Origin of the sequence: Methyloferula stellata AR4, from assembly GCF_000385335.1 — a bacterium.
Classification (GTDB): Bacteria; Pseudomonadota; Alphaproteobacteria; order Rhizobiales; family Beijerinckiaceae; genus Methyloferula; species Methyloferula stellata.
In genome coordinates this window covers 3,582,850-3,605,228 of record NZ_ARWA01000001.1, presented here as the reverse complement: position 1 = coordinate 3,605,228, position 22,379 = coordinate 3,582,850, and the positions used below count along the sequence as shown (strand labels likewise).

Below are 22,379 nucleotides of genomic sequence, written 5' to 3'. Positions count from 1 at the left end.
TCTCTCGAAAAAGGCGCCCGCACCCGTGCCGCAAAACCCGGGATTTTCCAGCGAACCCTTTGGTGACACTGTACGATTCGGTTTGGCTGGCGATTGGACAATCGGCACCTCACGGGCGATCGAACTGGCGGCCGAACGGCTGCTCGCCACCGCGGCGGTGAGCCGTTGCGCCATCCTCGATTTCGGCGGCGTCGACCGCCTCGATACGGCTGGCGCATGGCTCCTCGATCGCACGCGGCAGAACCTTGTCGCAAAGGGCGTTGAGACGCGCATCGAAAGGCTCCGGCCCGAATACGGCATTTTGCTGCGGGAGGCGGGCTATCGCGATTTTGGCGACCTGGGCGGCCGGCGGCGTAATCGTCTGTTCGATCTTTTCGCCGATGTGGGCGAAAGCATCGTCAATGCAGGCCATGATTTCTACCATGGCTTGTCGTTTCTCGGCGAGGTAGTGGCGTCGACCGGCAAGCTCATGATGGAGCCGCGTAAGTTTCGCGTCACGGCGCTCGTCAATCACATCGAAGCCTTCGGGCTTCGCAGCGTGCCGATCATCGCCCTCATCACCTTCCTCGTTGGCGGCATCGTTGCGCAGCAAGGCGTTTTCCAGCTCAGTTATTTCGGCGCGACGGCTTATGCGATCGATCTCATCGGCATTTTGATCCTGCGCGAATTGGGTGTCTTTCTGACCTCGATCATGATCGCAGGCCGGTCGGGCGCTGCGATCACCGCCGAGCTTGGCTCGATGAAGATGCGCGAGGAAATCGACGCTTTGACCGTGATGGGTCTGCGGCCGATCGATGTCTTGATCGTGCCGCGCCTCGTGGCGCTCATCATATGTCTGCCGATGTTGACCTTCGTCGCCGACATGTCGGCGCTTTTCGGCGGTCTTCTCGTCACCTGGGGTTATGGCGGCATCAGTCCAGAGACGTTCATGCTGCGGCTGCAAAGCGCCGTCAGCATGCATAGCTTCCTGATCGGCATGATCAAGGCGCCTTTCATGGGGCTCATGATCGGTGTGATCGCCTCGATCGAGGGGCTGGCCGTCGAAGGTTCAGCCGAATCGCTCGGCCGCCAAGTCACGACATCGGTCGTCAAATCCATCTTCATGGTGATCGTGGTCGATGGGGTTTTCACCATGTTCTTCGCCAGCGTCGGATTTTTTTGAGGGACGGAAGTTTGATCGAGGCAAGTCAGACGGACGAAGCAGTCGTCATCAAGGTTCGCGACCTCGTGGTCGGATTCGGACCGAAACTGATCATGGACGGGCTCGATCTCGATGTGATGCGCGGCGAGGTCATGGGCTTCGTCGGCGGATCGGGTACCGGCAAATCCGTCCTGACGCGCACCATCCTTGGGCTCATTCCCAAGCGCAGCGGACAGATCAGCGTCTTCGGCAGCGATCTCGATCAGATCTCCCTCCCGGAGCGGGCCCAGATCGAGCGGCGTTTCGGCGTGATGTTTCAGCAAGGCGCGCTGTTTTCCGGCCTGACAGTCAAACAAAATGTGCAAATGCCGATGCGCGAGCATTTGAAGCTTTCGCCGAGGCTTTTGGACGAACTCGCGATGCTGAAGATCGAATTGGTCGGTCTTAAGCCCGATGCCGCCGATAAATATCCGGCGGAGCTGTCGGGCGGCATGATCAAGCGCGCGGCCTTGGCCCGCGCCCTGGCGCTCGATCCGGACCTCGTCTTTCTCGATGAGCCGACCTCCGGATTGGACCCGATAGGCGCGGCGGAATTCGACGAACTGATCGGTACATTGCAAAAAACCTTGGGGCTCACAGTCTTCATGGTGACCCATGATCTCGACAGCCTTTATTCGATTTGCGACCGAATCGCCGCCTTGGCGGACGGAAAAGTGATCGCGACCGGGCCTCTTCCGGTGATGCTCGACTCCGATCACCCCTGGCTGCGCGCCTATTTTCACGGCAAGCGCAGCCGCCAGATCGAGGCCTACCCGGGCCATGGACACGGCCAAATTGCAGGCTTTGCCCCGTCTTGACCTTATTTCGCGAATAACAGACACGTGATGGTGATGTGAAGGGCAGGGATATCGATGGAAACCCGCGCCAATTATGCTTTGATCGGCGGCTTTACGCTGGCCTTGATCGCGTCCGCCTTTTTGTTCGTATTTTGGTTCTCAGGCGGTGGCAGGCCTGCCGGCCGGGCGATCTATAAAATTGTCTTCACGGGCTCGATTGCTGGTCTCCAGCGCGGCGGCTCGGTGCTGTTCAACGGCGTACGCGTCGGCGAAGTGACGACGATCGCTCTCGTGCCGCAAGATCCGGCCCGCGTGTCCGCATTGATCGATATTGAGGCCGTCGTCCCCGTGCGCACCGATACGACGGCGCGGCTCGAATATACCGGCTTTACCGGCGTCGCATCGGTGGCCTTGAAGGGCGGCGACGCGGCCTCTCCGCCGCTCAAGGGCACTGGCGGACAGCCCGGCGTGATCATCGCCGACCGTTCGGATTTCCAGGACCTGCTCGAGACCGCTCAGCGCATCGCCGGGAAAGCCTCAGATTTTCTCGACAAGAGCAATAAGTTCCTCGACGACAGCACCGGGCCGCTCAACACTTCGGTGAAAAATATCCAGAAATTTACCGATGCGCTCGCGTCGAATTCGGATGGCCTCAAGGATTTCATGGCTTCCATGTCGGACATTGGCAAAACGATCAAGCCGCTCGCCGTGAAGATGGAAGAACTCGCCAAGGATTCGGATACGATCGTCAAGGCGGTCGATCCCGAGCAGATCAAATCGATCGTCAAGGATTTTGCCGGGCTCTCGGCAAAACTCAACGCCGCCGCGGATAAGGTCGATGGAGTTCTGACCAATCTCAACGGATTGCTCGCGACGGGCGATTCGAAAGGCATGTTCGGTGAGATTGCCGAAACGGCGAAATCGATTCACCGGCTTGCCGACGATCTCGATTCCAAGACCAAGGAAATCGGCGCCAATCTCGCGCGTTTCACCGGCTCCGGCCTGAAACAATATGAGGCTTTGGCCGTCGACGGGCGCAAAACCCTCGAGGAAATCAATCAGGCGGTGCGCTCGATTGAGAATAATCCGACCCAATTCCTGTTCGGTAAGAAAGGATCGTCGGTCCCCGAATATAGCAGCTCGCGTTAACCTTATTTGACGCGGCCGCAAGGAAGCTCTCGTCCGCGCATGGCGCGGCGTGGTAAAAAAACCTTAAATTATGAATTTTAGATCATGGTCGGCATCCGGGCCGGCGGTGCGATGCCCGTCGCAGCGCGTATGCCAAAAGCTTATCAGGTCGGGGGCACTTTCGTGATGTCCTGCAAGGCGAAGGTCTTTTAGCCGTTGTCAGCGCTGGTCCGGATCGGCCGCCGGGGCCTTAAGTATTCGTGGCCGGCATGGTCACGAGGCTTCGGGCTCGGGATCTTCCTGATCGGCATGGCCGGCTGCGCCGCCACGCCGCCGGCGGTGACCTATGATCTGAACCCGGTCGAGCCGAACCTGACCGCCCGGCCGCCGCATGGCGAACTGGCCATTGCGATGCCGACCGCCATCTCGGTCATCGACTCGCCCCGCATCGTCGTTCGAACGGCTGCCGGTCTTGAATATCTCAAGGGCGTGGAATGGTCTGGCCGCTTGCCCGCTCTGCTCCAGAAGAAGTTGATCGAAAGCTTTGAAAGAAGCCACCGGCTGGCGGCCGTGGGAGGGCCAAGCCTTGCCGCCAAATATACGCTCGTGACCGACATCCGCCGTTTCGAGGTGGATGTGACCCGCAGCGTGGCGGTGGTCGAATTCTATGTGCAACTTGTCGGCGCCGGAGGGCAGATCATAGCCACGCAGGATTTTATCGGCGAGGCGCCGGCGCCGCATGACGATGGCGCGACGGTTTCAGCGGTGCTCGATGCGGCTCTCGCCAAAGTCTTACGCCAGATCGTGATCTGGGCGCCGCCGAAGCTCTGAGCGATTTCTGCTATGCCGGTGGGCCAGCAGCCGTCATGCGGGCGGCCCAATCCTCGCATAATTGGGATCGTTATGAGTGATACCCCCGTCATTTCCAGTTTCCTGGTCCCGATTCTGATCTTTTTGGCGGCCGCGGTCACGGCCGTGCCTCTGTTCCGGCTCGCAGGCTTCGGCGCGGTCATCGGCTATCTCGCGGCGGGCATTGCGATTGGTCCGACCGGCTTCGGCTTCATCACCGATCCCGCCACGACGCTCGACATTTCCGAATTCGGCGTCGTTTTGCTGCTTTTCATCATCGGACTCGAATTGAAGCCCTCGCGGCTCATCGCCATGCGCCGCGACATCGTGCTGATCGGCGCCAGCCAGACGCTCATCACCGGCGCCATCATCGCGCTCGCCGCGGTGCCGCTGATCGGACTGTCGCATGGCGGCGCGCTCGTCGCTGGCATCGCGCTCGCCTTCGCCTCGACCGCGATTGCCTTGCAGCTCCTCGAAGAGCGCGGCGCGCTGCAAAGCGCTTATGGGCGGCGCGCTTTCGCGGTCCTGCTTTTCCAGGATATCGCAGTGGTGCCGGTCCTCGCGCTCATTCCCTTCATCGGACCAAGACATGACGCCACCGCGAGTGTGATGGATGAAGTCGCGGCTTTGGCGCGTTCGGTCGAAGCTTTATGCATCGTCATTTTCCTCGGCCGCTACGCGCTGAATCCGTTCTTTCGTTTTCTCGCCGCCACGGGCTCGCGCGAAGTGCTGGTCGCGGCGGCGCTGCTCGTCGTGCTCAGCGCGGCTCTGCTGATGGGGTCCGTGGGCATGTCGATGGCGCTCGGCGCTTTTCTGGCCGGCGTGCTTTTGTCGGAGTCGAACTTCCGGCATCAGCTCGAAGCGGATATCGAACCGTTTCGCGGGCTTTTGATGGGCCTGTTCTTCATGTCGGTCGGTATGTCGATCGACGGCAAGCTCGTCGTGGCCCATGCCGGCCTTCTCTTGCTCTGTGCCATCGCACTTTTGCCCTTGAAGGCTGCCATTGTCTTCGCGCTTTTGCGGTCGACCGGCTCGACCGCGCGGGGGGCGCTCGAAGCGGCGGGCGCATTGACGCCGTCCGGCGAATTTTCCTTCGTCGTGTTTCCGCTGGCCGCCTCCGAAGGGTTGATGAGCCCCTCGCAGGCCGATCTGCTTTCGGCCCTAGCGGCGCTCACCATGTTCGCCGGACCGATGGTGGCGAAGCTCATCGCCTATGTGACCGATCACCACAAACAGCCGCAACCGGAACTCGAAGCGGAAGAGATTCCAGACGACGATAAGAACTCGATTCTGGTCATCGGCTTCAGCCGCTTCGCGCAAATCGCCTTGCAAGTGCTGCTCGCCGAGCAAATGAACGTCACCGTCATCGACAATTCTGTGGCGCGCATCCGCACCGCGGCGCGGTTCGGCTTCAAAGTCTATTATGGAGACGGAACCAGGCTCGACGTGCTGCGCGCGGCGGGCGCCGGGCAGGCGCTCGTCATCGCTGTTTGCGTCGATCAGAAGAATGCGACGACAATTGTCGAATTGGCGAAGGAAAACTTTCCGATGGCGCGGCTCCATGTGCGCGCCTTCGATCGTATCCATGCCATCGAACTTGTCGAAAAAGGCGCCGATTATCAAATCCGCGAGACCTTCGAGTCGGCGCTCGCTTTCGGCGGCGAAACGCTTAATCACCTTCTCGACGATCCAGATCATGTGGCCGAGGTGATCGATTTCGTCCGCCAGCGTGACGAAGCGCGGTTCGCCTATCAATTGGCGCGCGGCTCGGCCGAAGGCTTGAAGCCCGTGCCTGCGAGCATTCTGCCCGAGCCTTTGTTCGTACCGCTTAAGAAGACCCGTGCGCTGAACCGCGAAAGCCAGGACATCGTCGAGGGGCACGATGTCGGGCTTTAGCATGACCCCAAAAAGTTGCAGACTTTTCAGATAATATCATGCGTTAAATCCAGCAGAGAGTTCAGACAGTCGTCTCCGGCGCGAGCGCGCAGCTATTGTTCTCATCCGTTTCGACCTGCAGAGTCGCGTGTCCGATCCCGTAGCTGCGGCGAAGTTCGGCGCAGATCGACATCAGGAATTCATCGCCCGGATGGCCCTCCGGCATGACGAGATGCGCGGTCAAGGCCGTCTCGCTCGTGCTCATCGCCCAGATATGCAGATCGTGCAAAGACGCGACCTTCGGCAGCGTCCTGAGATAGGTGCTGACCTGATCGACCTTGATCGAGGCGGGCACCGCGCCAAGCGACATGGAAAGGCTTTCCCGCAAAAGCTCCCATGTGCCGATGATGATGACGGCATTGATCGCCAAGCTCACCAAGGGATCGAGCCATAGAAGGCCGGTGAAAAGAATGAGAATGCCGGTCGCAACGACGCCGGCCGAAACCGCCGCATCGGCCAGCATGTGCAGGAAGGCCCCGCGAATATTGAGATCTTCCTTGCGCCGCGAGGCGAGCAGCAGCGCTGTCAGGCCGTTCACGAGCATGCCGATGGTTGCGACGACGATCATGATCATCCCGCCGACGGGCTCCGGCTGAAACAATCTCTGGATCGCGGCGAAGCTCAAAGCACCGGTCACGACGAGCAGGAATACGGCATTGAAAAGCGCGGCCAGGATCGACGTGGCACGCAGGCCATAAGTGTAGCGCGGCGTCGGTGCGCGTTGGCTGAGGTGGTTTGCGCCCCAGGCGAGGACGAGCCCCAGCACATCCGAAAGATTGTGACCGGCATCGGCCAGGAGCGCCATCGAATGTCCCCAGAAGCCGGCAGCGGCTTGAAGCAGGACGATCAGGACGTTCAATGAAATTCCGACGAGAAAGATGGTTCCGACATCGGTCATGCCATGCGCCGGGCCATGATGATGACCGTGGTGGCCGCCGCCCCCGGCGTGGCCGTGGTCATGATCGTGATCGTGGTGGCCGCCGCCCCCGGCGTGGCCGTGGTCATGATCGTGATCGTGGGAATGAGGCTCAAAATTCATCGCAGGACTTAATCATTCGGTTCGAGACGCGGAAACTCCGGCGCATCAATGTGCCACGTCGGGGGCGGGATGGACCATCGGCTCATAAATTAAGGCGGCATCTTGTCAAAGCCTCAAAGATTTCAAAGACTAGCTTGCTTAGGTAGCTTTTGCGCCCGCGCCGCTTATAACGAGCGGCTTCTCAGGGCGGGAGTTCTTTTCGCTGCGGCGCCGTCTGGCAGAGTCTTTGCCCCCGATCGGTCGGGCAAAAAAGGAGAAATATTTTGAATGCCGGTTCGATCGTGAAGCCAGGCCGCTTCACCGAAGGCTCGACGCTGCGCCATGTCCTCGTCATGACGGCGACCGGCTCGATCGGGCTGATGGCGATCTTCGTCGTCGATTTTCTCTCTCTCTTTTACGTTGCGCGTCTGAAAGATCCTGCCCTGACGGCCGCGGTTGGCTATGCAACGCAGATTCTGTTCTTTTTCATCTCGATTAATATAGGTCTTACGATCGCGATTGGCGCGCTTGTCTCTCGCGCGCTTGGCGCCGGGATGCGGCCGGCGGCCCGCCGGCTGGCGGCTTCGGGGCTGGTGCAAGTCTTCGTTGTGACAGTGGCCGTGACCGTGGCGGTCATGCCGTTTCGCGGCGACGCGCTTTATCTGATCGGCGCGCGGGACGAAGCCTTGGCAGTCGGGACGCTTTATCTCGCCTGGACGATTCCTGCGACCTTGTTCCTGGCCTTCGGCATGGCTTTCGCCGGGATGCTCCGCGCGGTCGGCGACGCCCGCCGTGCCATGTATGTGACGCTCTTCGGCGGCATCGCAACGGCCATTCTCGACCCTATTTTTATTTTCGGCCTTGGCCTCGGCGTCCAGGGCGCAGCCATCGTGACGGTCATTTCGCGGCTGGTCATCGCCGGCGTCGGCCTCTATGGGACGGTGGTCATCCATGATCTCGTAGCGCGTCCGCGTCTTCGCGATGCGATCTCCGATCTGAAGCCAATGATGGGCATCGCGGTCCCGGCCATCCTGACCAATCTTGCAGCACCAGTCGCGAATGCTTACGCGATGCGGATTTTTTCGCAGTTCGGGGAGGAGACGGTTGCAGCTTTCGCGATCATCGACCGGATTACGCCGGTTGCTTTCGGCGTTGTCTTCGCACTGTCTTCCGTCGTTGGCCCAATCATGGGTCAGAACCTCGGGGCGCGCTTGTTCGAACGCGTCACGCGCGTGCTGACTGACAGCTTCGCCGTCTCTCTGGTCTATGTCGCTTTTGTCTGGCTCTTGCTGTGGCTTTCCGCCCCGGCCATCGTCAGCATTTTCCATGCGGTCGGCGATACGCAGCGGATCGTCACCTTTTTTTGCACCTATGGTGGCGTCCTTTGGCTGTTTCTGGGGGCGATTTTCGTCTCCAACGCCGCGTTCAATAATTTGGGCTTTCCGGTGCTTTCGACCGGCTTCAATTGGGGCCGCGCAACCTTGGGGACCATGCCTTTCGTGACGCTCGGCGCCTTACACAACGGGCCGGAAGGCGGTTTTGTCGGGCTGATCGTCGGGGCGTCTCTGTTCGGCGTCGCCGCCGTCGTGACTGCTTATTTCGTTACGGCGCGTCTCGCAAAATCCGTGATAAACGCTTAGCATAGAAGTGATAGGACGCGTTCTCGACAGACCTTTTATGCGGGGGAGTACCCATGTTCAGCCTCAATGAAATTTTTCAAAATGCCCAGGGCGGCAAAGCAGCCGAAAATCTCGCGGCTCAATTCGGCTTGTCGACGGAACAGGTCGATGCAGCCGTAAAAGCCCTGATTCCTGCGCTCTCTATGGCTTTTCTGAGCAAATTGAAGGATCCGGGTGCATTGGGCAGCCTCGTTTCCAACTTGAGCGACGGCCAGCATACGTCGACCTTCGCGAGCGCCGACGCCGCGCAGACGCCGGAAACGGCGGCCAAGGGCGGTGATATTTTGGGCGAGCTCTTCGGATCGAGCCATATCACGACGCAGATCGCTCAGCAGGCGTCGAGCGTCACCGGCTTGCGCCCCGAGGTTTTGGTTCAGATGCTCCCGGTGATCGTATCGGTCATCGCCGGCGGCCTCGCCACTTCGCTGAAAAATCAAGGTCTCGGCGGTCTGTTCAGCCAACTCGCGTCGGGCGCTGGCGCGCAGGGGCAGCAAGGCGGATTGATGGGCATGCTGAGCAGCCTCTTCGGCAGCCTGTTTGGCGGCCAGCAAGGTCTCCAAGGCGGCCTCGACTCGCTGAGCAAGATCTTGCAGCCGGGAACACCGGCGGCGGCGGGTCTGCAAGACGAGATCGGCAAGATCCTCTCAAGCCGTCGTCAGTGACGGCTCCTGGTCGCGAGAGTTCTTCGGTCGATGAGGATACTTTGGTCGGCATTGGGGCGGGATCGCTTGAGATCCCGCTCTAGTTCAGGTTGCCTGCGATCGGCCCGAAAAATTTCGCCTGAATACTCGTTCCGACCGCTGTCAGAGCGGCGACGATGACGACTGCGACCAATCCACCGATCAAGGAATATTCCATTGCCGTGGCGGCCTTGGTATCGCGCAGGAATCTAATAACGAGCATGTCGGTCTCCCAGCCCTGTCATATGGCCGTTTCGATGGAAAAACGGTTAAGGGCCGAGCTTAAATCGGAGCCTTGCTAACTTAAACTTGCGGGAAAATCTCAGTTGCAACCGATTTGGCCCGAGCTTTCGCTTGACGGAGGGGGAACCCGCCTGTCAAAGCCCCGCATTGCGTAGCGGCGCGCCGACGCCTATGAAGCTCCCCGGCGCCCTGCGCCGCCCCCAGAGGATTGAGCCGCCCAAGACCAGAGCCATGCCACAAAGATCGGCACATCCGTCCGGCGCGAACAAGCCCCAGGCTATTGATTTTAAATGAAGTACAGCCTTTTGGGACAAGGTCTCCGAAGGCGTGCTCTAAAGGACGAATGAAAGCTCGGATATGGCTCGCGACGTTTCGGATGCAACCCCCATCACGTCGCGCGAGGAGCTTGTGGCCTGGTTCGAGGCGGGATCGAAGCCGCAAGGCCCTTTCAGGGTCGGGACCGAGCACGAAAAATTCCCTTTCTATAGAGCGGACCATACGCCGGTGCCTTATGCCGGCCAGCCCGAGCTGAGCCGGGCTGGGATAAGGGTGCTTCTCGAAGGAATGCAGAAGAGCGGCGGATGGGAGCCGATCATGGACGGGCCGAATATCATCGGCCTATTTGATGCCAAAGAAGGCGGCGCCATTTCGCTTGAACCGGGCGGCCAATTCGAATTGTCCGGCGCGCCGGTCGAGACCATCCATGCGGCCGATGCGGAACTCGATGCGCATTTTTCGGCCTTGCACGCGATCGCCGATCCTTTGGGCATAGGCTTTCTGTCGCTTGGCATGACGCCCAAATGGCACCGCGACGAAATTCCGATGATGCCGAAACAGCGCTACGAGATTATGGCGCATTACATGCCGAAAGTCGGCACGCGCGGCCTCGACATGATGTTTCGGACGTCGACGGTCCAGGCCAATCTCGATTACGAGAGCGAGGCCGATATGGTGAGGAAACTGCGGGTTTCCCTGGCGCTGCAGCCTTTGACCACCGCGCTTTTCGCCAATTCGCCGTTCAGCGACGGCAAGCCGAATGGTTTTCTTTCGGCCCGTTCGGAAGTCTGGCGCGACACCGATAAGGCCCGCGCCGGCATGTTGCCTTTCGCCTTCGAGCCGGGAATGGGCTTCGAGCGCTATGTCGATTACGCGCTCGATGTTCCGATGTATTTCGTCAAGCGTGGCGAGACCTATCATGATGTCGCGGGCGCAAGCTTCCGCCACCTCCTCGCAGGCCATCTCGCGGCGCTCCCAGGCGAAAGGGCGACATTATCCGACTGGGCCAACCATCTTTCGACGATTTTTCCGGAAGTACGCCTGAAGCGCTATCTCGAAATGCGCGGTGCGGATACGGGGCCGAAGCCGTTTCTGACGGCGCTTCCGGCCCTCTTCGTGGGCCTCCTCTATGATCCGCTCGCGCTTGACGGTGCCTATGAGCTCATCAAAGGCTGGAGCACCGAGGACCGCGAGAGGCTGCGGGACGAGGTGCCGCGTCTTGCCCTTGAAGCGCGGATCGCCGGACGCTCGCTGCGCGAACTAGCGAGGGATGTGCTCGGCCTCGCCCGTGCTGGCCTCGCCCGCCGCGCGAAGCTCGATGCAAAGGGACGCGATGAGACGCATTTTCTCGATCCGCTCGATCTCGTCGCCACGGGCCGCACGCAGGCCGAGATCCTGCTGGCGCATTATCGCGAGGACTGGAACGGCAATATCGACCGGACTTTCGAGACCTGCGTTTATTGAGGAGCGCTGGCGGCTGCGCTATCATAGTCGCGCGACAGCGTAACTTTACCCGTTAACCGGCGAATAGACAGGAAGAGAGTCACTCCCTCGAAACGAATGTGATTTGCCATGATCCGTCTTTTCACGCCGATCGGCTTCGCCGCAGCTGTGCTCGCCTTCGCCCCGGCCGCTGCGGCCCAGGACATGACGCATAATGTCGATCTCTCGTCGCCCTTGTATACAATGGCGGAGATGACGCGCGCCGATGTCGAAAAGGCGCTTGCTTCGGGCGAAAAGCCCGATTTCTCCGCAAAGAGCCTCAATGGGCTCGATCTGTCAGGACTCGATTTATCGGGTGTGAATTTCCGCGCCGCGCGGGTCAATAAAACGAAATTCGCGGGTGCCAAGCTCATCGGCGCCATATTCGATCAGGCCTGGGCCGTCGGCGCTGATTTTTCCGGCGCCGATCTCACCGGGGCGTCGCTCTTTGCCTCGCAGATGCAGGAGACGAATTTCGATCATGCAGATCTTTCGTCCGCGCGTGTCGCCGGCGATTTTTCGCGGGCGCATCTGCGCGACGCAAAATTCGTGAAGGCCGATCTTTCGGCCGATATGAAAAACCAATCCATGGGTCTCATGCGTGTGGTGTTCCGTTCCGCCGATCTCGAAGGGGCCGATTTCGAAGGCGCGGATCTCGCGCGCGCTGACCTGCAATTTGCCAAATTCGCGAGGGCGAATTTTACCAATGCAAATCTGTCCGGTTCCGAGGCAGGCGGTGCCGATTTTCGCGGTGCGATCTTCAATCAAACCGATTTGACCGGCTGCGATGTGACGAGCGCCCGGATCGATGCCTCGGAAATAAAGGCCTTTGCGAAGGCCGATCATCTCGACCGCGTCATCAAAGAATGAGAAGATAGACCAAGGCACCGTCCGGGTGGATTCTTTTTCAATGGCGGGTTCCATGATCAAGATGATAGTCCCCCTCGCTCTTGCAAGCCTGACCCTCGTGGCTGCTCCGGCCTCAGTCTTTGCCGACGATGACTCGATCGCAACGCAGCTCGTCGACACGATGAACAAGCTTTTCGGCGTCCATCCGGGTTTCCGCGCCAATCATGCCAAAGGCCTTGTGACGGAAGGACATTTCAAGGCATCACCCGAGGCGGCGAGCCTCAGCAAGGCGATGATCTTCGACGGCAGCCGCATTCCGGTGACGGTGCGGTTTTCGGACGCGACGGGTGTGCCGAATGTTCCGGACGGTTCGAACGATGCCCTTCCGCACGGCTTGGCGATTAAATATCATCTGCCCGACGGCAGCGAGACGGATATGATCCTGGTCGGGATACGGTTCTTTCCGGTTGCTTCGAGCGAGGATTTCCAAGACTTCATGCTGGCGCTTGCCGCAAGTCCGGCGGATGCCCCGAAGCCGACGAAGTTCGATCAATTCATGGCGGCGCATCCGGTCGCGGCGAAAGCCCTGGCCACGAGTGAGACACCCGATAGTTTTGCTGACGACATCTATTACGGGATCAATGCCTTCGTCTTCACCAACAAGGCCGGCGACAAGCAGGCCGTGCGCTATCAAGCGGTGCCGGAGAAAATCGTGCGTCTCGACGCGGCGGCGGCGGCGAAGCAGGCGCCCGATTTCCTGTTCGGCGAATTGCCGCCGCGGCTCGTCAAAAGTCCGGTGACATTTCACTTGAAGGCACAGCTCGCGGCACCGGGCGATCCGACCGATGATCCGTCGAAGGAGTGGCCGGAGGATCGCAAGCTTGTCGACCTTGGTGTGCTGACGATCGAAAAGGTCGTCCCAGATAGTCTCGAAGCCCAAAAGGAGCTTCTGTTTCTGCCGGGACAGGTCATCGACGGAATCGATGTGTCGGACGATCCGATGATCGCCATACGTGATGGCGCTTATGCCGTGTCTTTCTCCCGCCGCTCGCAATAGCCAAACAGCATATTTCTTGCTGGAAAGCATGTTCCTTTGCCTGAAGGCATGTTCCCTTGCCGAAAAGCCATTCCGAGTTAACGGATGTTTGAACGGCAAGGTCTCGGTTCGACGATCTCCTACGCTAGATATAACTTGCCATCTGCATGCGGACCGCATGCCGCTGGCATGTGCTTTCTGCTTTGAGGTTCGTTCCTTATGATCAAGAAAATATTCCCCTTCGCCTTAGCCGCGCTGACTGTCGCCGCGCCGGCCGCGGCTTTCGCCGACGATGACACCGTTGCGACCCAGATCGTCGATACGATGAACAAGGTTTTCGGCGTCCATCCGGGGTTTCGCGCCAATCACGCCAAAGGTCTCGTGACCGAAGGGCACTTCAAGGCATCGCCCGACGCTGCCGGCCTCAGCAAGGCCGCGATCTTCGACGGCAGCAGCATTCCGGTGACGGTGCGCTTCTCGGACTCGACGGGTGTGCCGAATATTCCGGACGGCTCGCCTAACGCCAATCCGCATGGGCTGTCGATCAAATATCATCTGCCCGACGGCAGCGAGACCGACATGGTGATTAATTCGCTGCACTTCTTTCCGGTCGCCTCGGGCGAGGATTTTAACGCCTTCCTGCAAGCGGTCGGCGCGAGTCCGGCCGGTGCGCCGAAGCCGACAAAGCTCGACCAGTTCTTCGAGTCTCATCCTACCGCGCCGAAGGCCCTGGCAACGGTACACACGCCCGACAGTTTCGCCGATGAAATCTATTATGGCATCGACGCCTTTATCTTCACCAACAAGGCTGGAGCAAAACAGGCGGTGCGCTATCAGGTGGTGCCCGAGAAAATCACGTATCTCGACGAAGCCACGGCCGCGAAACAGGCGCCGGATTTCCTGATCGACGAATTGCCGAAGCGGCTCGCCAAAGGTCCGGTCACGTTTCACTTGAAGGCGCAGCTCGCGGCGCCGGGGGATCCGACCAATGATGCGAGCAAACCCTGGCCGGATGATCGCAAGCTTGTCGATCTCGGCGTGCTGACGATCGAAAAAGCGGTTCCCGACAGTTTGACAGCCCAAAAGGCGCTTTTGTTTTTGCCCGGACAGGTCATAGACGGGATCGATGTATCGGACGATCCGCTGATCGGCGTCCGCGACGGCGCCTATGCGGTATCCTTCTCGCGCCGTTCGCAATAAGAAGCGTCACGAGCGCCATCTTTTCCCGCATCGTAAGACGCAAGCCGGACAGACCCGGCTTGCGCGCGGGAGATGGAGCGCCAAAGCGCGTAAGTGGATTTACGGATTTTGATCTGCGAGCCGAACCGATCGGTTCACTGCGGGTCGGCGTAGCCGATGGCGCCCTGAGGCAGGCGCAGATGCGAGCGTCCGAGGCCGGCGCTGCCGATTGTATTCGTCGTGTCGTCGCTGCTGGAACGCAGGCTGGCCGGCCGCGCGCCGCCCGAAAGTGAGCCGTTATTGGCTGTGGCGGACGATCCCATTCCGGCTTCCACCCGAACATGGCCGCCGATATGAATGCAGGTTTCGCTGCCTTCCACCTTGGTGAAGCCTGGCCCATAGGAGGCGCATGTATCGCCGGCGGAGGCAGACGTCATGCCGAAGGCGATGAAGAGAGCGGCGGCGCCGCCGACGGCGGGAACAATGCGGGATGTCGGGATCATCATGCGGGTTTGGTGCCGGCGATTTATCATTGGAGGTGATTTGATCTCACATTGGGGCGATATCGTGATGAAAGCTTTAATCGACGTCGGCGCCTCTGCGATTTTCTTAAAGATGTGTGAAAGCCGCTCGTATCGGCAATGACTTAAGGCGCGATCTTTTCGCGATCGTGATCGATTCAATAGATTAGAGCGGGATGCGGGCGCAAAACCGCTTACACTTTTGCTCATCCCGCTCTAGCCGCGCCAATCGCCCAAAGCGGCTTGCACAAGCGCCATGGCCGCGACGCCCGCCGTATCGGCGCGCAAGATGCGCGGTCCCAGCGAAAGCCGGATCGTCTGCGGCAATGAAAGAAGTTTTTCGCGTTCCCGCGCGTCAAACCCGCCTTCAGGTCCGATCAAAAGGGCCAAAGACGATCCCTCGGCCTTTTGCGCCGCATGCAAGGCCTCGATCGGATCGCGGATCGGCGCGTCTTCGTCGCAGAAAATCAGGCTGCGGCCTTGCGGCCAGCCGTCGAGCAATGTGTCGATACTCGCCAGCGGGGCGACCTCCGGCACGGCGAGAATGCCGCATTGTTCGGCCGCCTCGATCACATTGGCCCGCATGCGCTCGGCATTGAGACGCGTTGCCTGCGTATGCTGCGTTTGGACCGGCCGCAGAAGGCTTGCGCCCATTTCGACGGCCTTTTGGACCATATAATCCAGCCTGGCATGTTTCAGCGGCGCAAAGAGATAGTGCAGGTCGCAGGGCGCTTCCTGAGGCCGCACCATCGTCAGCGCGGTCAAGCTCATGGATTTGCGGCTGCTGGAGGCAAGCGCGGCGCGCCATTCGCCGTCTTGCCCATTGAAGATCAGGAGTTCGGCCCCGTCCGGCAAACGCAGGACATTGCCGAGATAATTGGCTTGCGCCCGGTCGAGCGGGACCGAAGCGCCGGGCGCCAGGGCGGTCTCGACATAAAGCCGGTGGGCGGAAAAATCATAGCGCGCCATGGAGTGAAGCCGCTCTCTCGGGGAGACGCAAAATTCTTAGTGTTTGCGCCGGATCGCCGAGAAATGCCATAAAGCGGCCATGCCTGTCGTGCTTGTTGGACAAAAATGCGGTTCGCACGGGCTGAATTGGCAGTAGCAAAACAACCAAAACGATAGGAAAGGCGGGCTTCATGACGGCAAAACAGCTCACCTTGGCGGCTTTTAAAGTCGCCGTCTTTTTGTCGGCGGGATCGATCCTCGCCGTCACTTCCACGGCCATTGCACAAGATTGCAATGCCGACGTGGGCGTTTTGATGAAAAAGCGCATGGATTTGATGGAACAGCTCAATACCAACGCGAAAGCGAACAAGGGCAAGCTCGATCCTGTTCAAGGCTGTACGAAGTTGAAAGCCCTCGTTGTCGCCGATCGCGATATCTTGGCCTATTTCACAAAAAACAAGGAATGGTGCGCGATCCCTGACGAGGCGTCCAACAGCATACAGGCCGATGTCGAGAAGACCACCGGCGTTGCCAATCAGGCGTGCACGATCGCGGCGCAGATGAAAAAAGCGCAGGAGCAGGCGGCGGCCGGCGGCGGACTTGGCGAAAAGCCCCAGAAACTGCCGGAAGGCCCACTTTAAAAGCATGATCCCGAAAAGTTGCGGACTTTTCGGACGAGATTATGCGTGGAGAAGAGGATGATCCCGAAAAGTTGGTTCGGCTTTTCGGACGGGATCGCGCCTGCGTCATCCGCCGCGCCCTTGCCGGATGCACATCCGGCGCAATGGCTTTTCGCGCTCACGCCCGCCGTCTGGCATCCCTATATTCAGCTCGCGCGGCTCGACCGGCCCATCGGCTGGTGGCTGCTCGTTCTGCCATGCTGGTGGTCGAGCCTTCTCGCCAGCCTTGTCATGCGGCAGCCACCGCAGTTTCTCGACGGTCTGCTGTTTCTAATCGGCGCGATCGCGATGCGCGGCGCCGGCTCGACTTATAATGATCTCGTCGATCGCGACATAGACGCAAAAGTCGAGCGCACGCGGCAAAGGCCTTTGCCTTCGGGTCGCGTGAGTGCCGGCGCCGCCAAGCGCTTCATCCTGGCGCAGGCGCTGGTCGGTTTCGCGGTTCTCCTATGCTTCAATAAATTCACGGTCGGGCTGGGGATCGCCTCGCTCGCGATCATCGCCGCCTATCCCTTCATGAAACGCATCACGCCCTGGCCGCAGGCCGTTCTCGGCCTTGCTTTTGCCTGGGGCGCGCTGATGGGTTGGGCGGCGCAATTCGGCGCGCTCGCTGCGTCGCCGCTCTGGCTCTATTTCGGCGGCTTTTTCTGGATCATCGGCTACGACACGATCTATGCGCTGATGGATGTGAGCGACGATGCGATCATCGGTGTCAAATCGACGGCGCGCCTGTTTGGCCCGCATGTCCGTCTCTGCGTCGGTGCGCTTTATGGCGCCTCGGTGCTCTGTCTCGAGATCGCGCTTTTGACTTCGGGCAGGGCGGGCTTCTGGATGCAGGCCGGCCTTCTTGGCTTCGCGCTACATCTGGCGTGGCAGGTTTTGAGGATCGATCCAAACGAAACATCCGGCGCCTTGCGGCTCTTTCGGGCGAACCGCACGGCGGGCCTTATTTTTCTCGCCGGCCTCGCAGCGCAGATGATCCAGGACCTGTTGTTTTGACGCAATCGATGTGCGCGAACCCTCTCCCTTTGGGAGAGGGTGGCTTGCTGAGCAAGCCGGGTGAGGGGTTACAATCTCAACGTTCGAGATCGTAACCCCTCATCCGACCCTCGCTGACGCGAGGGCGACCTTCTCCCACAGGGAGAAGGACGCGCCCCACGTTTGAGGCTGGCCTGCGTGGTTCGTGTGTAGAAAATGCGGCTTAACCAGAACATGCCCCGATTGGAACATTAAGCTGGAGCGTGCGTTGGAGGCTCGACGACCACGACCGGTGAGGCTGCTATGCTAAAATGGGCTTTGATTTTCTTTGTCGTATCGATAATTGCCGGCGCATTGGGTTTCACCGGCATATCCGAGGCCGCGGGCGGAATCGCGCGCATCTTGTTCTTCATCTTTGTCGTGATCTTCGTGATCTTCCTCATACTCGGCCTCGTTGCGGGCGAGACGCTGTTTTAGGGAAGGCTGCGAAGCCACACATATAAAAAACGGAAAAGGGGCGATGTCGACCATCGCCCCTTTTTACTTAATCAGTGTTTCAAATCAGGGTTTGATCAAAACAGATTTTCGAGCGAGATCGGCGCCCAGCCTTCGCGTTCCATCTCGATGACGAAGGCGACACTGCGCGCGATCAGCCGGTCGCGCTTGGTGATGCCGACGCATTCGACACCAGATGTCGGGACGATTTCGCCAAGCTCTGCACCTTTCGGAACGGCGGCTCCGTCGCGGGCTATTCCGCGCAAACGTCCGGAGCGCGGCGCGGCGATCGACGTCGCGCCGATCCAGCCTAGAATGTCGCCTTCTTCGACCGGTTCGCCGAGAAGCTTCGAGCCGTTGAACAGGCCATGATGCGGTGCATGGACCAAAGTGCCGCCGCTGAAACTCACTTCATCCGTCGGATCGCGCTGAGGCACCGAACCGCTGCGCAAGACCGCGCCTGGATCATTGCCGCTGACATCGATGACGATGTCGCAATTGCCGCCTGCGGTAAAACCATGGCCGAGGCCGATCGAGAGTTCGGCGAGGCTCTTCAAATTCGGACGCGGTTTCGATGACTTCGGCCGCGCGTCGACGAGCACGTCCCAAGGCCAGCGGGCCGTCACGTCCTCGAAGGGATGCCACAGGATCGGCACAAACATCCCGCTTCTGAGGCCGGCGAGAAAATCCTTGGTCTTGTCGGCGCGGCGCGCTTCGACGCCTTCGAAGGTGCAGCTGCCTTCGAACCACGCATCGGCGAAGGCCATGCGGCGGCGAATCGTCGAAGGCGGCGACGGCTGATGCAGAGCAACGGCGTAGCCGGCAAGATGAAGTTTGCGGGCGACGGCCGAAGCCAGTTCGTCCATGCCAAAGACGAGAACAGAGGTTTCTTCGCTCATGGATGTATCGTTCGTCCGAGACGCGCCGGGTTGAACTGCCAGCTTCGCGCGGCAGGGGCAGCCGGTCAATACGTCAGTTTGAGTAAAAAGATCAGATTTTATGTCAGTCTTGTCATTCGGCCGCGAGGACGGACGGATCGGCAAGCCAAATCTCGAACTCTGCCGCAGCGCGAAGACCCAGCGCGCGTTTTTTTGCCGCGGCTTTGGCAGGCCCGCGCAGGCGTTTGCCATCCTCAGTGGAGATTTTCTCGGAAAGTGGCGGGAAAAGCCCAAAATTGGCATTCATGGGCTGAAAAGACGAAGGACCGCCGTCTATCACCTCGATATGGCCGCCGGTGATGTGGTTGAGGAGGGCGCCGATCGCTGTGGTCGAGGGCGGCGAGGCGAAACTTTCGCCCCTGCGCGAAGCGGCGGCCATGCGGCCAGCGATCAAACCGACCGCCGCGCTCTCGACATAGCCTTCGCATCCGGTGATCTGTCCGGCAAAGCGCAGACGTGGCTCTGCTTTGAGCCTTAGCTCTGCGTCGAGCACGCGCGGCGAATTCAAGAACGTGTTGCGGTGCATCCCGCCAAGCCGCGCGAAAGCCGCTTGCTCCAACCCTGGAATGGTCCGAAACACATCGGCCTGCGCGCCATGTTTCAACTTGGTCTGGAAGCCGACCATATTATAGAGCGTGCCCAGCGCATTATCCTGACGCAACTGCACAATCGCATAGGCCTTCACCGTCGGGTTGTGCGGGTTGGTGAGGCCGAAGGGTTTCATCGGGCCATGCCGCAAGGTTTCGCGGCCGCGCTCTGCCATCACCTCGATCGGCAGACAGCCGTCGAAATAGGGTGTCTTCTCGAACTCTTTGAAATCGATTTTCTCGGCGTTGAGCAGAGCATCTATGAAGGCCTCGTATTGCTCCTTGTTCATGGGGCAATTGATATAATCCGCGCCTGTGCCGCCCGGGCCTGCCTTATCGTAGCGCGATTGAAACCAGGCCTTGCTCATATCGATCGCGTCGCGATGAACGACGGGCGCGATCGCATCGAAAAAGGCGAGGCCCGATTCACCTGTCAGCTCTGCAACGGCTTGCCCGAGCGCTGGCGCCGTCAAAGGCCCGGTGGCAATGATCACATTGTCCCACTCTTGCGGCGGCAGGCCTTCGATTTCTTCGCGCAGCACGGTGATTAGCGGCTGCGAGGAGACCATCTTCGTGACGTAAGCTGCGAAGCCTTCGCGATCGACGGCGAGCGCGCCGCCGGCCGGCACTTTATGCGCGTCGGCTGCCGTCATGATGAGCGAATTCATCCGCCGCATTTCCCGATGCAGAACGCCGATGGCGCTGGCGTCGGGATCGTCGGCACGAAACGAATTGGAGCAGACGAGCTCGGCGAATTGCGCCGATCTATGAACCTCCGTCTGGCGAACCGGGCGCATCTCGTGCAGGACCACGGGCACGCCCGCGAGCGCGATCTGCCATGCCGCTTCGGAGCCTGCGAGGCCGGCGCCGATCACATGGACTGGAGCAAAAGATGAATTGGAAAGATCGGGATTATTTGCCATGAGCAGAGTCTAGAGCCTGTTTCAGTCAGGTTCAATCATTTGACTTATTGCAGCAGGCTCTAGGTCAATAGGTTCACGCATGTCCTTATCGGAAAAGTCGAACAACTTTTCCGGGACTTGCTTAAAACATTTTCGCAGCCAAGGGGACAAGGTTCGCAATGTCGGCAGCAGATCAAGGAATGAAGGAGTTCTCGCACGATGGGGTTGCGATCGCCTATATTGACGAAGCGCCGAAAGGCCAAGACCTCAATCAGCCTATTCTTCTCATCCATGGCTTCGCTTCGACCCATGCGGTGAACTGGGTGCTGCCGCTTTGGGTCAAGACTTTGACCGAGGCCGGGCGCCGCGTGATCGCCTTCGACAATCGCGGCCATGGACGCAGCGGCAAGCTCTATGATCCGCAAGACTACACGATCGTCAAAATGGCCGGCGACGCTTTAGCCTTGCTCGATCATCTCAAGATCGCGCAAGCCGACGTCATGGGCTATTCGCTCGGTGCGCGCATCGCAACCTCGCTGGCCAAAACCCATGAGGAGCGGGTCCGCGCGCTGATCATCGGCGGGCTTGGCTATAATCTCATCGATGGGTCGGGTCTTCCATCGAACCTTGCCGAAGCCATGGAGGCGGGGTCGGCCGATGAGCTGACGGATCCGGTACAGAAAATGTTTCGGGCTTTCGCCGAGGCCACCAAAAGCGATTTGAAGGCGCTGGCGGCCTGCCTGCGCGGCTCTCGCCAGCATATGAGCGAGGCCGAGGTCGCAGCCATGAATCTGCCTGTGCTGGTGGCTGTCGGGACGGACGATGAGATCGCCGGACGCGCGGAACGCCTCGCGGCTTTGTTTCCGAATGCCCAGGCTTTGGATATTCCCGGACGCGACCACAACAAGGCTGTTGGCGATAAAGTCTATAAAAATACTGTACTCAACTTCTTGAGTTCCAGAGCATGAAATTCTATGGAAAGTGGGGTGGCGGCGCAGAGATTGCTTAAGTAACGGACGCCCGCCATAGAGGGCTGGGGCCGAGGGAGTTGTGGCGTGTCTTTCAGCAACACCATGCACGAAGCCGCTCATGTCATCAGCATCGAAAGCGTCGATCCGATCTTCGCGCGAATGCGGACGGAAGCCGAGGAAACGATCCATCGCGAACCCGAGATTTCGGGCATCATGATGTCGACGATCCTCAATCACGACACGCTTGAAAGCGCGATCATCCACAGGCTCGCGGCGCGGCTTGGTCATCCCGAAGTGCCGGGCGATCTCATCCGCAAGACCTATCTCGATGTGCTGGCCCATGATCCTTCGATCGCGGAAGCCTTCCGCGCCGATCTGGTGGCGGTCGTCGATCGCGACCCGGCCTGTGTGCGCGTGATCGAGCCCGTCCTCTATTTCAAAGGCTTTCACGCCATTCAAACGCACCGGCTCGCGCATGCTTTGTGGAATGCCGGCCGCCGCGATTTCGCGCTTTATCTCCAGAGCCGTTCGTCGGAGGTTTTCCAGACCGATATTCATCCGGCCGCGCAATTCGGAAAGAGCATTTTCCTCGATCATGCGACCGGCCTCGTCGTTGGCTCGACGGCCGTCATCGAGGATGGCGTCTCGATGCTTCAGGATGTCACGCTCGGCGGCACCGGCAAGGAAAAGGGCGACCGTCACCCCAAGATCCGGCATGGGGTGCTGATCGGCGCCGGCGCGAAGATCCTCGGCAATATAGAGGTCGGTCATTGCGCCAGGATCGCGGCGGGCTCCGTTGTGCTGCATCCGGTGCCAAACAATAAGACGGTGGCCGGCGTTCCGGCCAAAATCGTCGGCGAGGCCGGCTGTGCCGAACCGGCGCTCAGCATGGATCAGATCCTCGCCACGAAACCGGCTGTGATCTAGCATGATCCCGAAAAGCTGCAGACTTTTCGGACAAGATCATGCTGTAAAATAAGTTCAAAGCGGGGTCGTGACCAATGGGCGCGGCACCCTGTTTTATTCCC

The 22,379-nt window shown here is 59.8% G+C and carries 23 protein-coding genes; 17 read left to right on the top strand and 6 right to left on the bottom strand.

All coding sequences use genetic code 11. The features are described from left to right. Positions 1-25 precede the first annotated feature (25 nt). The 5 genes from A3OQ_RS0117820 to A3OQ_RS22940 all read left to right on the top strand — a co-directional run bounded on the left by A3OQ_RS0117820 (position 26) and on the right by A3OQ_RS22940 (position 5,850). Positions 26-1,162 carry an ABC transporter permease gene (locus A3OQ_RS0117820; protein WP_051116055.1) on the top strand — a complete coding sequence of 379 codons (1,137 nt, stop codon included), beginning with the start codon at positions 26-28 and terminating at the stop codon, positions 1,160-1,162. 92 nt (positions 1,163-1,254) lie between these two features. After that, complete coding sequence (locus tag A3OQ_RS0117815; protein WP_152428673.1) at positions 1,255-1,998, top strand: ABC transporter ATP-binding protein; 744 nt, start codon at positions 1,255-1,257, stop codon at positions 1,996-1,998. A gap of 54 nt (positions 1,999-2,052) precedes the next feature. After that, a complete protein-coding gene (locus A3OQ_RS0117810; protein WP_020176790.1) occupies positions 2,053-3,126 on the top strand; it encodes an MlaD family protein in 1,074 nt (357 codons plus the stop codon). 288 nt (positions 3,127-3,414) lie between these two features. Beyond that, positions 3,415-3,936 (top strand): ABC-type transport auxiliary lipoprotein family protein, encoded by a 522-nt coding sequence (locus tag A3OQ_RS0117800; RefSeq protein WP_152428515.1) that lies wholly within the window; start codon positions 3,415-3,417, stop codon positions 3,934-3,936. Positions 3,937-4,008: 72 nt separating this feature from the next. Beyond that, a complete protein-coding gene (locus tag A3OQ_RS22940) occupies positions 4,009-5,850 on the top strand; it encodes a monovalent cation:proton antiporter-2 (CPA2) family protein (protein ID WP_020176787.1) in 1,842 nt (613 codons plus the stop codon). A 61-nt stretch (positions 5,851-5,911) separates the two neighbouring features. Here the strand turns inward: A3OQ_RS22940 and A3OQ_RS0117790 are convergent, their stop codons facing one another. After that, positions 5,912-6,787: a cation diffusion facilitator family transporter gene (locus A3OQ_RS0117790; RefSeq protein ID WP_020176786.1), complete on the bottom strand. Its 876-nt coding sequence runs from the start codon at positions 6,785-6,787 to the stop codon at positions 5,912-5,914. A 15-nt stretch (positions 6,788-6,802) separates the two neighbouring features. Here A3OQ_RS0117790 and A3OQ_RS25300 point away from each other — a divergent pair, with 15 nt between their 5' ends. From A3OQ_RS25300 to A3OQ_RS23755, 3 genes are all read left to right on the top strand, one after another. Then, positions 6,803-6,940, top strand: a complete 138-nt coding sequence (locus A3OQ_RS25300; RefSeq protein ID WP_341872085.1) for a hypothetical protein — start codon at positions 6,803-6,805, stop codon at positions 6,938-6,940. A 251-nt stretch (positions 6,941-7,191) separates the two neighbouring features. After that, positions 7,192-8,547 (top strand): MATE family efflux transporter, encoded by a 1,356-nt coding sequence (locus A3OQ_RS0117785; protein ID WP_020176784.1) that lies wholly within the window; start codon positions 7,192-7,194, stop codon positions 8,545-8,547. Positions 8,548-8,600: 53 nt separating this feature from the next. Continuing rightward, positions 8,601-9,248: a DUF937 domain-containing protein gene (locus A3OQ_RS23755; protein WP_020176783.1), complete on the top strand. Its 648-nt coding sequence runs from the start codon at positions 8,601-8,603 to the stop codon at positions 9,246-9,248. A 79-nt stretch (positions 9,249-9,327) separates the two neighbouring features. Here A3OQ_RS23755 and A3OQ_RS24145 read toward each other — a convergent pair whose 3' ends face one another. Continuing rightward, a complete protein-coding gene (locus A3OQ_RS24145; protein WP_020176782.1) occupies positions 9,328-9,489 on the bottom strand; it encodes a Flp family type IVb pilin in 162 nt (53 codons plus the stop codon). Between the two features lie 377 nt (positions 9,490-9,866). Here A3OQ_RS24145 and A3OQ_RS0117770 point away from each other — a divergent pair, with 377 nt between their 5' ends. The 4 genes from A3OQ_RS0117770 to A3OQ_RS0117755 all read left to right on the top strand — a co-directional run bounded on the left by A3OQ_RS0117770 (position 9,867) and on the right by A3OQ_RS0117755 (position 14,352). Further along, entirely contained in the window at positions 9,867-11,249 is a 1,383-nt protein-coding gene (locus A3OQ_RS0117770) for a glutamate--cysteine ligase (protein WP_020176781.1), read from the top strand. A gap of 108 nt (positions 11,250-11,357) precedes the next feature. Next, positions 11,358-12,137 (top strand): pentapeptide repeat-containing protein, encoded by a 780-nt coding sequence (locus tag A3OQ_RS0117765; protein ID WP_020176780.1) that lies wholly within the window; start codon positions 11,358-11,360, stop codon positions 12,135-12,137. A 52-nt stretch (positions 12,138-12,189) separates the two neighbouring features. Next, the gene (locus A3OQ_RS0117760; protein ID WP_026595979.1) at positions 12,190-13,173 is read left to right on the top strand and encodes a catalase family peroxidase; all 984 of its coding nucleotides are present in this window, start codon (positions 12,190-12,192) and stop codon (positions 13,171-13,173) included. A 198-nt stretch (positions 13,174-13,371) separates the two neighbouring features. After that, positions 13,372-14,352, top strand: a complete 981-nt coding sequence (locus tag A3OQ_RS0117755) for a catalase family peroxidase (protein ID WP_020176778.1) — start codon at positions 13,372-13,374, stop codon at positions 14,350-14,352. A gap of 134 nt (positions 14,353-14,486) precedes the next feature. Here A3OQ_RS0117755 and A3OQ_RS0117750 read toward each other — a convergent pair whose 3' ends face one another. Together A3OQ_RS0117750 and A3OQ_RS0117745 are read right to left on the bottom strand one after the other, a co-directional pair. Continuing rightward, the gene (locus A3OQ_RS0117750; protein ID WP_020176777.1) at positions 14,487-14,837 is read right to left on the bottom strand and encodes a porin; all 351 of its coding nucleotides are present in this window, start codon (positions 14,835-14,837) and stop codon (positions 14,487-14,489) included. Positions 14,838-15,068: 231 nt separating this feature from the next. Next, on the bottom strand, positions 15,069-15,821 hold the full coding sequence (locus A3OQ_RS0117745; RefSeq protein ID WP_020176776.1) for a 16S rRNA (uracil(1498)-N(3))-methyltransferase: 753 nt from the start codon (positions 15,819-15,821) through the stop codon (positions 15,069-15,071). A 170-nt stretch (positions 15,822-15,991) separates the two neighbouring features. On the opposite strand from A3OQ_RS0117745, the gene A3OQ_RS0117735 reads away from it, so the two are divergent. From A3OQ_RS0117735 to A3OQ_RS24140, 3 genes are all read left to right on the top strand, one after another. Further along, positions 15,992-16,441, top strand: a complete 450-nt coding sequence (locus A3OQ_RS0117735) for a hypothetical protein (RefSeq protein ID WP_020176775.1) — start codon at positions 15,992-15,994, stop codon at positions 16,439-16,441. A 57-nt stretch (positions 16,442-16,498) separates the two neighbouring features. Then, a complete protein-coding gene (gene ubiA, locus A3OQ_RS0117730) occupies positions 16,499-17,479 on the top strand; it encodes a 4-hydroxybenzoate octaprenyltransferase (RefSeq protein ID WP_020176774.1) in 981 nt (326 codons plus the stop codon). A gap of 282 nt (positions 17,480-17,761) precedes the next feature. After that, complete coding sequence (locus A3OQ_RS24140) at positions 17,762-17,935, top strand: DUF1328 domain-containing protein (protein ID WP_020176773.1); 174 nt, start codon at positions 17,762-17,764, stop codon at positions 17,933-17,935. A 95-nt stretch (positions 17,936-18,030) separates the two neighbouring features. Here A3OQ_RS24140 and A3OQ_RS0117720 read toward each other — a convergent pair whose 3' ends face one another. Both A3OQ_RS0117720 and trmFO read right to left on the bottom strand, forming a co-directional pair. Beyond that, entirely contained in the window at positions 18,031-18,852 is an 822-nt protein-coding gene (locus A3OQ_RS0117720) for a biotin/lipoyl attachment domain-containing protein (protein WP_020176772.1), read from the bottom strand. 112 nt (positions 18,853-18,964) lie between these two features. Continuing rightward, entirely contained in the window at positions 18,965-20,401 is a 1,437-nt protein-coding gene (gene trmFO / locus A3OQ_RS0117715; protein WP_020176771.1) for a methylenetetrahydrofolate--tRNA-(uracil(54)-C(5))-methyltransferase (FADH(2)-oxidizing) TrmFO, read from the bottom strand. Between the two features lie 179 nt (positions 20,402-20,580). Here trmFO and A3OQ_RS0117710 point away from each other — a divergent pair, with 179 nt between their 5' ends. Further along, a complete protein-coding gene (locus A3OQ_RS0117710) occupies positions 20,581-21,348 on the top strand; it encodes an alpha/beta fold hydrolase (protein WP_020176770.1) in 768 nt (255 codons plus the stop codon). Between the two features lie 105 nt (positions 21,349-21,453). Next, positions 21,454-22,278 (top strand): serine O-acetyltransferase, encoded by an 825-nt coding sequence (gene cysE, locus A3OQ_RS0117705; protein WP_020176769.1) that lies wholly within the window; start codon positions 21,454-21,456, stop codon positions 22,276-22,278. Positions 22,279-22,379 lie beyond the last annotated feature (101 nt).